We start from the raw sequence: 9,649 nt of genomic DNA on the forward strand, positions 1-9,649 counted from the left end.
GTCCACGACGAAGGAGGTCTGGAGGGACTGGTCCTCCGTGCCGCTGAACTTCAGGGTGACGGTCTGGCCGGCGAACTGTGAGAGGTCGTACGACTTCTCCAGGTAGCCGGAGTTCGCGTTCAGGTTGGAGAGGGTCTCCAGCGTCTGGCCGGCCACCGAGACGGTGAACCGGTCGTAGACGACGTTCTCGTCCTCGTCCGTGTCGATGTGGAGGAAGAAGCCCAGCCGGTACGTGGAGCAGCCCGACGGGATGGTCAGCGTCTGGGCGGCGCTGTCCGTGTGGGTGGAGCCGTACCCGTTCAGCCACGCCTTGTAGCTTCCGCCGTGCGGGGTCTGGCCGGACTGGTTGGTGATGACGCCCGCGGTCGCGCTCCACGGGCTGGAGCCGCTCTCGAAGCCGCCGTTGGCCACGAGCTGGCGGGGTGTGCAGCTGCCGCCACCGGTGACGGTGAGCGAGTAGGTGCTGGTGTGGCTGACGGTGCCGGAGCCCGTGACCGTCAGGGTGTAGGTGCCAGGCGCGGTGCTCGCGCCGACCTGGACGGACAGCGCCGAGGAGCTGCCGGACTGGACGGACGTCGGGCTGAGCGTCGCGGTGACACCGGCCGGCGCGCCGGAGACGGAGAGCGCGACGGTCTGGGCGGCGCCGCTCACGGTGGCGGTGTTGACCGTGGCGGAGGTCGAACCGCCGGGGGCCGCGCTGCCCGCGGACGGGCTGACGCCGATGGAGAAGTCCTGCGCGGGCGTCTCACCGCCGACCGCCTGCTTCCAGACGGCGTAGGCGACACCGTCGGCACTGCGGTTCAGCACCGTGGCGTTGATGTTGTTCGTGGTGTCGCAGGAGCTGTGGTAGCAGGGGTCGTAGGCGGCGTTGGCCGTGCCGCCCCACTTCGTGGCCTGCGCCGAGGTCTTGCGGGCGCTGGCGCCGGCCGCGTAGCCGGAGGTGGGGATGCCTGCCTGCTGGAAGGAGTAGTCGTCGCTACGGCCCTGCCCCTCGGTGTTCTCCTCGGGTGCCAGGTTCAGGGAGGTCCAGTACGCCTTCAGCGGGGCGGCGGTGGTGGAGTTGACGTTGTTGATGAAGTAGCCGCCGTTGGTGGAGGCGACCATGTCGAAGTTGTAGTAGCCCTTGATGGCGCTGCGCTGGGCGCTGCTCAGCTGGCTGACGTAGAACTCGGAGCCGTTGAGGCCCTGCTCCTCGTCGGTCCACCAGGCGAAGCGCACGTGCTTCGTCATCGTCGGGTTCTTCTGGGCGAGGACGAGGGCGTTCTCCAGCAGGGTCGCGGAGCCCGAGCCGTTGTCGTTGATGCCGGGGCCGGCCGAGACGCTGTCGAGGTGGGCGCCGAACATGACGGTCTGGTCGGCGGGCCCACCCGGCCAGTCGGCGATCAAGTTGTTCGACGGGTAGGTGCAGGAGGTGCAGCTCTGCTCGGTGACGGTGTAACCGGCCGCCTGCAGCTTGCCCTTCACGTACGCCAGCGACTGGGTGTAGCCGGCGCTGCCGGCCCGGCGGTGGCCGCCGTTCTGGCTCGCGATGGTGTTGAACTGGGACAGGTGCGCCTGCACGTCGGCGACGTTGATGTCCGGCGGATCGTTGCCGGGCTGGGTCCCGCCCACGTTGAGCGAGTAGTCGACCGTGTGCGAGAGGGCCGCGCCCTGACCCTTGACGACGACCGTGGACGCACCGGGAGCCGCGTTGGCGGTGGCGGTCAGGGTCAGCACCGAGGACTGGCCGGACTGCACGGTGGCAGGGTTGAAGGAGGCGCTCACGCCGGCCGGCAGGCCGGAGGCGGTCAGCGTCACCGACTGGGCGTTGCCCGTGGTGACCGTGGTGCCGACCGTCGTGGTGACGGAACCGCCCTGTTGGACGGTGCCCGAGGACGGACTCAGCGACATCGAGAAGTCGTTGTTCTGGCCGCTCGGAGTACAGGTCGGATCGGCGGTCTGGGCGGGCACGCTGATCGCGTCCCAGGCACCCTTGGTCTTGTTGAAGAGGTCACAGGTGGTGTCCAGCGACTTGGCCGAACTCAGCGTCGCCGTTCGGTACTTCTTGTAGGACATGCTGCTCGTCTTGAGCAGCATGCCGCCGTAGAAGATCTTGCCGGCGTTCTGCACGCCCACACCGGTCAGGGTGGTGCCGTTGCAGGTGCTGCTGCTGGGCTTGCCGCCGCCCGGGCTGGTGCCCTCGGCCAGCAGGTAGAACCAGTGGTTCAGAGGACCGGCCGCCGCGTGCACCTCGGTGCCGGGTATCGCGGAGCTGTAGCAGGCAGGGTCGTTGTTGACCGCCGGCGGGTTGTACATGTTCCGGATCGGACCCCGGCCCTGGAGGTTGATGACCTCGCCGACCGTGTAGTCCGGGGTGTCGTAGGGGGCCGGCTCGTTGGCGAAGGCCTCGGTCAGCGCCCCGAAGATGTCGCCGGTGGCCTCGCCGAGCCCGGACTCCTGGCCGCTGGTGCCGCCCGGGGTGTTGGAGTCGATGGCGTGCCCGTACTCGTGGGCCACCACGTCGATGCCGGCGATCCACTCGTTGGCGGTGTTGCGCCCGATGGTGACCGAGCTGCCGTCCCAGTAGGCGTTGAGATCGCTCAGGCCCACCTTGGCGGGGAAGCTGCGGCCGTTGCCGCTGACACCGTTGCGGCCCAGCCACTGGGAGAGCATGTCCCACTGCTTCTGCGCCGCGAACATCAGGTCGACGCAGCCGGTCTCCTTGCTCGTGGGGTTGCCGGTGCCCCAGGAATCGGAGGACTTCGAGAAGACCGTGCCCGTGCTGTAGTCCGCACAGCTCAGGCCGGTCCGGTTCGGGTCGCGCAGCGTGTACGTGGAGCCGGAGCCGGTGGTGTCGATGGTGAGCGGGCCCGGCCCGTTCCACTTGCTGTTACCGGTACCCGCGACGACCTCGTCGTAGCTGTCGGCGAAGGCGCCGGTCCGCGCGTCCACGAAGACGTGCAGCCTGCTGGGCGCGGTCCTGGTGCGGCCCCTCAGTACGGTCTCCCACGCCAGCACCGGCTTGTCGTCCTTGAGGCGGACCACGAGCCGGCTGCTCTCGACCTTGTCGACCGAGACCAGCTTCGCCCGCGAGACGGACTCTGCGTCCTTCGCGGAGACCGACGCCCGGGTGGAGACGTCGATGCGCACGGAGGAGGCGGACTGCAGGGCGCGCACCTTGCCGGTGCCGTCCGCGAGCACGACCGCGTCGCCGCCGACGACCGGCAGGCCGCGGTAGCTGCGCTCGTACGAGACGGAGTAGAGATCCTTCACCCAGGGGGTGACGAGACGTCGTTCGTACTGTTCCTGGGAGGAGTTGACCAGGGAGTCCAGGCCACTGTCGACGGCCTGGTCGGCGGCCGCGACCGCACGTGCGGCCGGTGTGTCCTTCTGGGACGGGGAGGGCTGCGCCTGCTGCGCGGCCGATGCCGTCCCGGCCAGAGCGCCGGCGAGGCTCGCGGTCAGCGCCATCGCTGCCACGGCCGCCGTCCATCTGCTCGGATGCAACGTCCACTCCGATCGTGGGGGGTCGGGGATGAGTGTCGTTCGCGGCCGAGTATGAGCGTGAACATGACGAGATTGGGACATCTCGGGGGGCATAAGGTCCGCGTTATGGTGCCGCGGCGACCCGACTCGTACGCTGCCCGGATGCAGCTGGAGTTGAGGCATCTGCAAGCCGTCTGCCGGATCGCGGAGGCGGGCAGCCTGGGGGGCGCGGCGCGGCGGCTCGGAGTGTCCCAACCCGCGCTCTCCGCCCAGCTGCGCCGCATTGAACGGGTCACCGGGGGCGAGCTCTTCGTACGGGGCCGCAGTGGGGTGGAACCCACCGCACTGGGCCAGTTCGTGCTGGCCAAGGCGCGTCGCGTACTCAGCGAGATGGACGCTCTGGGAGCGCAGGCACGCGCCCTGTCGACCGGCAGCCCACTGCGGCTGGGCTGCATCATGCTCGTGCTGCTCGACGGCCTTCTCACCCAGACCGACCTGTCCATGTCAGGCCGGGAGATAGCCGTGGACCTGGAGGATTCGGTCACCGTGCTGGCGCGGATGCTCGGCGCCGGACGCTACGACGCCATCGTGTACGGGGAGGTCAACGACCATGAGGTGCCGCTGCCGGAAGGAACCCTGGCCAGGACGCTGATCCCGAAGGAGCCGTTCTGTATCCGGCTGTCCGCCCGGCACCCGCTCGCGGACCTGGACCGCATCGAACTGGCCGACCTGGCCGGGGAGTCGTGGATGACACTGGTGGAGGACGACGACGGTGGCCCGGAGGCGCTCGTCACCGCCTGCGCGAAGGCCGGATTCAGCCCCTCACTTCGCTACCGGATCACCGACCGCAAGATGCAGCACGATCTGATCGCCGCCGGCCGCGCGGTGGCGCTCAGCCAGCCGACGGCCCCGTCGGGGGAGGGCACGGTGATGCGCCCGCTCGTCGGCACCCCGATCATCGGGCGCATCCGCCTCGCATGGAGCCGCGCGGCGCTCTCGGCCGGGCAGGCGGAACTGCTCTACCGGGCCGCGGCCCGAGCCTACCTGGCCAACGTGGACAACAACCCCTTCCACAAGGAGTGGTGGGACGCCCACCCGGAGGTGCACCCGGTCCTCTACTGAACCGGCGCGGCGTGGCGGGACGCCGTGTGCGGGTCAGCTCCGGCGGTGGGCCGTCAGCAACAGGTACTCCCACTCCATGACCCCGTCCACGGTGTGCTCGGCGGCGAGGGCGTCGAGCGCCGCGTCCAGTTCGGCGACCCGGTCCGGATCGTCGGCGACGGCGCGGTAGGCGGCGACGGTGGGCCCGTAGCAGGCCTTGAAGAACTCCCGGAAGTCCGTGGGCCCCGTGAAGCGGTCCACGCGAACCGTCCGGCGGCGTGAGTCCACATCGGTGACCGCGTCGCCGAGCAGCTCGTGCACGTGTTCCTCGTCCCCCCACAGCGGGGGCGGCTGCGCCCCGGGCGGCGGCGGGGGCGCGTACGGCTTCATCGTCGCGAAGAGTCGGCCCACGAAGCCCTGCGGGGTCCAGTTGATCAGTCCGACCGTGCCGCCGGCGCGGCAGACGCGCAGCATCTCCTCGGCGGCGAGCCGGTGGTGCGGGGCGAACATGATGCCGACGCAGGACATCACCACATCGAACTCGCCGTCGGCGAAGGGCAGGTGCTCGGCGTCCGCCTCCCGCCACTCCAGAGTGGCCCCGCGTACGGCGGCCAGGTGCCGGCCGATCTCCAGCAGCTCGGGAGTGAGGTCGGACGCCACCACGTCGGCCCCGGCCAGGGCGGCCGGAATGGCGGCGTTGCCCGAGCCGGCCGCGATGTCGAGCACCCGGTCGCCGCGCTGGACGCCGCACTCCTTCACGAGCACGGCCCCCAGCTCCGGAATGACGTGGGAAGCCACCGACTGGTAGTCGCCCAGCGCCCACATCGCGCGGTGCCGGGCCTTAAGGGTGCGGTCGGCCTGGGCCGTGTCGCTCGCCTCGGTCATGACAGCCGTCCTCCAGCGCTCGGGGCAGCCCCTTTTCGAGCATAGGTACCTTTCGCGGACCTGGCCCGTCGGCGGCCCCACAGACGCCCCGGCGGCGCCGGTATGCCCTCGCAGGCCGGTTCAGTCGCGGGACGCCCGGCGGCCGAAGTCGCGGGTGAAGCCCTCGCGGAAGCCGGGCCGCTCCAGGGCCCTCTCGAAGGCGAGCGCCGCCCGGGTGAGCGCGGCCTCGTTCTCCTGGGCGGTGGCGAGTTCGGCGAGGTACGCGCGCAGGCTCAGTCCGCGGTCCGCGGCGAGCACGGCGAGGCGGTCGTGCACATCGGTGTCGACCTCGACGGTGGTGGTGTCGGCCATGCTCCGAGTATGCGCGCCCGGTGACCGGCCGGGGGCCCGTTCGGCCCAGGCGTGCTGCCTGCGAGCAACGGGCCCCCGGTGCGGTCGACCGCGGTTCGGCGGTGGCGCCTCAGGCGCGGACGCGGCCGGAGAGCCAGGGCGTGAGCGAGGGGCCTCCGACGCTCTCCCGGTACGTCTCGTCGCCGGGCAGAGGGACGGAGAGCCAGTAGCCCGGTGGGAAGAACCGTCCCTTCACAAAAGCCAGTCCGCCGTAGACGGACCTCAGGAACGCCGGTACGGAGTCCCGGGGAATGTCGTGGAACTCCACCCCGTCGACGGTGATCTTCGCGTCGTCCTCGGGGAAGATCCGCACGCTGACGGCCGGGCTGCCGCCGAGTTCGACGAACGCCTCGTGCGGCAGGGATCCGTCGGGGTCGACGACGGTGAACAGGGCCGCGGAGGTCCGCCGCGACGTCCGGTCGGCGCCGATGTCGTCGGTGACGGCCACGGCGAGCCGGTATTCGGCCGCGACGGCCCGTATCGCGGCGACGGCCGACTCGGTGGTCGGCAGGGAGGGACGCTTCATGCTCCAGATCATGCCGCACGGCCCCGGTGCACCAGGGCCATTGGTCGGCTTCCGTATGGGGTTCCGACCCTGTGAGACGGACAGCCGCCCGCCGGGCCGTCGCGCCCGCCGGGGATTGCGGGACAGCCCGTAGACTGCCTCGCTGCCGTCCTCCGGTCATGACGAAGGTGGAGGCCTGAACCGGCGGAGGGGAGGTGAGGGTGTGCACATCGTGCCCTGGGTTCATGTGGTTCCGGAGCACGGCGCTGTGCCCGTGGACCTGTTGCTACCCGTGACCGGCAGGACGTACGTGGTGCGCCTCGACGGCCGTGAGATGGGGGACACGAACGCGGTCTTCATGCGGTTCTACGACGGACTGAGGCTGCCGGACTACTTCGGGTGGAACTGGAACGCCCTCCTCGACTGCCTGCGCGATCTGAACTGGCTGCCCGCAGACCACTACGTACTCGTCATCGAGGCCGCGGACGAGATGCTGCCCGGCGATGCCGCCGGACAACGGCTGCTCTTCGGGACCCTTTTGCGGGCGGGGCGGCGATGGTCCCGCACCAGACGGTCCGACGGAGTCGATCTCAGCAGGCTCGTCGTCGTCATGTCCTGTGCGGCGGAATCCGTTCCGGATCTGCGGGAACAGCTACGACTGTGCTGGGACGAGGAGGCCGACAGGTGATGCTCGTCATCGGACTTCGGCCTTCTCGGGCGAGTGGCCGCTCGCCGGTCCGGTGTGTGTGTGCGTCCGTCGTGCACGCTGTCATCCCGTCAGGGAGTTCCGGGGCGCAAGGGCTGCGGCGATGCGGCCGGCGATGGTTTGGGCCGTGTTGGTCTCGGGGCCCTTGGGACCGACCGTCGTGGACACCGCGATGGCCAGGTGCTCGCTCGGGAGGTACGCCATGATGGCCGCGTATCCCGCGAAGGACGGGTTCGACTGGATCCAGCCGTTCTGGACGATCACGCCGTAGCCGAAGTGCCGGGCCGGGAGCTGGCGGAAGCAGTCCTTCGGCGGGCAGCCGGGGGTCTTGCCGCCCAGGCCCACCGTTCCCGGGTTCAGCTGGACCTTGAAACTTTGCGGCGAGAGGAGTTCACCGGTACCCACAACCTCGGCGGAGCGGGCCAGGTCGCAGATGTGGGTGTTCAGGACCGCGCCGGGGGCCGTGGTCCAGGAGGGATTCCAGTAGGTGGACTCCTCGTACCTGCCGCGCTCCCCGTCGAAGGAGTGCAGGACGGGCTCCTCGATCTGGGGCGTGAAGCTGTTGAGGGTGTTGTCCAGTCCGGTGGGCCCCGTGATCTGCTGCTCCATCACTTCGGCCAGCGGCATGCCGGAGATCTTCTCCAGGGCCTGCCCGAGGAGCACGAAGTTGGCGTGGGAGTAGCTCCAGCTCGTACCCGGCTCGTACAGCAGGGGGTGGGCGGCGGAGATGCCCACGAGCTCGTCGGGGGTCCACCGGCGGAACGGGTCGGCGTACAGGGCGGCGAGGAACTTCGGATCCGGTACGTAGTCGCGCAGGCCCGAGGTGGAGGCACCGAGCATGCGCAGGGTGATCTCGCCGGCGTGCGGGGCGTCGGGGAGCCAGCGCGAGACCGGGTCGTCGAGGTCGGCCTTGCCGTCCTCGACGAGTTGCAGCATGGCGATGCCCATGTAGACGATGGCCACCGAACCGGCCCGGAAATGCATGTCGGCCGTGGCCGGGACTCCCGTCATCGACTCGCCGAGAGCGCCGGTGACGACCTCCCGCCCGTCGCGCGTGACCCGCAGCACGACGGCGTTCAGGTCCAGCTCCTTCTGTGCCACCTTGGCGATGTCCAGGATCTGCTTCGCTTCGCCGCCGGACGGCTCCGGGGACGCCACACACGAGGCGGTCGCGGAGCCCGCCCCGGTCGCCGCCCACGCGCCGCCGGCCGGCAGGACCGTGCCGAGCAGCGCGGTGGCGCACAGGAGCGCCGTCGGCGCCCTGCCCAGGTACGCGGTCCTGACTCCGATCATGCCGATCTCCTGCCGCGACGACCCCCTCGGGACAAGGGCCACCTTTCGATGGAACGCCCACCGTGCGAGATGGGCCAGTCGGCGCGACGGCTGCCGACGTTCCGGACAGCCCCTCGTCAACGATGGCCGCACCCGTCCCCGCACATCGCACCCCTTCCCGCACTTCCTCATCGGTGGGTGGGGGCGGGACTTCGACGACACGGTTCAGCCGGCCCAGCGGCCCGTGAGGAAGGTGATGGCGACCGCGGTGGACAGGGGAGCCACGACGTAGAGGTAGGCGGTCCGGATCCGGGGGCGCTTCAGGCTCCAGGAGGCCAGGCCGATCCACAGCGGCCACCACAGGAGGGTGGAGCGGGGTATGGACGTGTACCAGTAGGAGGTTCCCAGCGCCCACAGGGTGAGGCCGATGTACAGGGCCTCGGGCCAGCGGCGACCTCTGACCAGCAGGGCCAGGAGTACGACGCCCACCACCATGGCCAGGAGCTCGGCCTGCCACATCAGCGCGTACCCGGTGGGGTGGATGTGGTGGAAGGCGGCGTCCCAGGTGTTCGCCCAGGCGTCCCACGGTGCGTGGAAGTCCCGGTACCAGCCGCGTTCCTGGGAGTGCTTCCAGGCCATCCAGTCCCCGGTCCGGGTCTGCAGGTACCAGCTGTAGAGGGCCGGGGCGAGGGCGGGCAGCAAGAGCCACGGGGCCGAACGCCAGGCGGCACGGCTGCGGGCGGTGAGGACGAAGTGGAGGGCGAGGGCGGCCGCGAGGAACAGACCTGTGACACGGACCGAGCAGGCGAGGCAGGCCAGTACCGCGGCCGCCGGCCAGTTCTGGCGCTGCGCCGCCAGCCAGGCGGGCAGGGCCAGGGCCAGGAAGAGCGCCTCGGTATAGCCGGCGGCGAGGAACACGGCGCACGGCGAGAGCAGCAGGAAAGCCGCCGCGCGCCGGCCGGTTTCGAGGTCGGCCAGGTGATGGCGGGCGATCCGGGCGAGAGCCAGGACGGCGATGCCTCCCGAGAGGAACGAGATCAGCGCTCCGGCCGCGGCCCAGTCGGGGACCACGGTGTGGACGGCGCGCAGGGCGAGGGGGAAGCCGGGCAGAAAGGCCTCCCGGTTGTCCCAGCCGGCGGTCCAGGGTCCGGACCGGCCGGGGAAGTATCCGTCCTGTGCTATGTGGAGGTAGAACCACCAGTCCCATTGCTGCCAGGGCGAGAGCGGCGAGGCCGGCCGCCGGGCCGCGCCCGCGGCGGGGGACAGCCACCCCACCGCGCCCCCCGGGGGCCCCAATCCGACCCCGGTGAGCACGTAAAACCACA

Annotated in this window: 8 protein-coding genes; 2 read left to right on the top strand and 6 right to left on the bottom strand. The window is 70.5% G+C overall.

Features of this window, described 5'->3' with window-relative positions; genetic code table 11:
- Positions 1-3,450 (bottom strand): M28 family peptidase (locus tag ACWGIU_RS19125; RefSeq protein ID WP_453707306.1); only part of this gene is annotated, 3,450 nt, incomplete at its 3' end.
- Positions 3,451-3,627: 177 nt separating this feature from the next.
- Between ACWGIU_RS19125 and ACWGIU_RS19130 the strand changes: the two genes are divergently transcribed.
- A complete protein-coding gene (locus ACWGIU_RS19130; protein ID WP_453707292.1) occupies positions 3,628-4,587 on the top strand; it encodes a LysR family transcriptional regulator in 960 nt (319 codons plus the stop codon).
- A 33-nt stretch (positions 4,588-4,620) separates the two neighbouring features.
- Here the strand turns inward: ACWGIU_RS19130 and ACWGIU_RS19135 are convergent, their stop codons facing one another.
- The 3 genes from ACWGIU_RS19135 to ACWGIU_RS19145 form a co-directional block, all read right to left on the bottom strand.
- Entirely contained in the window at positions 4,621-5,451 is an 831-nt protein-coding gene (locus ACWGIU_RS19135) for a class I SAM-dependent methyltransferase (RefSeq protein WP_453707294.1), read from the bottom strand.
- 120 nt (positions 5,452-5,571) lie between these two features.
- Complete coding sequence (locus ACWGIU_RS19140) at positions 5,572-5,802, bottom strand: antitoxin MazE7 (RefSeq protein WP_453707296.1); 231 nt, start codon at positions 5,800-5,802, stop codon at positions 5,572-5,574.
- 109 nt (positions 5,803-5,911) lie between these two features.
- On the bottom strand, positions 5,912-6,367 hold the full coding sequence (locus ACWGIU_RS19145; RefSeq protein WP_453707298.1) for a hypothetical protein: 456 nt from the start codon (positions 6,365-6,367) through the stop codon (positions 5,912-5,914).
- Between the two features lie 271 nt (positions 6,368-6,638).
- Between ACWGIU_RS19145 and ACWGIU_RS19150 the strand changes: the two genes are divergently transcribed.
- The gene (locus ACWGIU_RS19150) at positions 6,639-7,034 is read left to right on the top strand and encodes a barstar family protein (protein ID WP_453707300.1); all 396 of its coding nucleotides are present in this window, start codon (positions 6,639-6,641) and stop codon (positions 7,032-7,034) included.
- Positions 7,035-7,115: 81 nt separating this feature from the next.
- On the opposite strand, the gene ACWGIU_RS19155 is transcribed toward ACWGIU_RS19150, so the two are convergent.
- Positions 7,116-8,345: a serine hydrolase domain-containing protein gene (locus tag ACWGIU_RS19155; protein WP_453707302.1), complete on the bottom strand. Its 1,230-nt coding sequence runs from the start codon at positions 8,343-8,345 to the stop codon at positions 7,116-7,118.
- A gap of 204 nt (positions 8,346-8,549) precedes the next feature.
- The coding region (locus tag ACWGIU_RS19160; protein ID WP_453707304.1) for a mannosyltransferase family protein at positions 8,550-9,649 on the bottom strand (1,100 nt) is incomplete at its 5' end.

It is taken from the genome of Streptomyces sp. NPDC054840 (assembly GCF_053611065.1).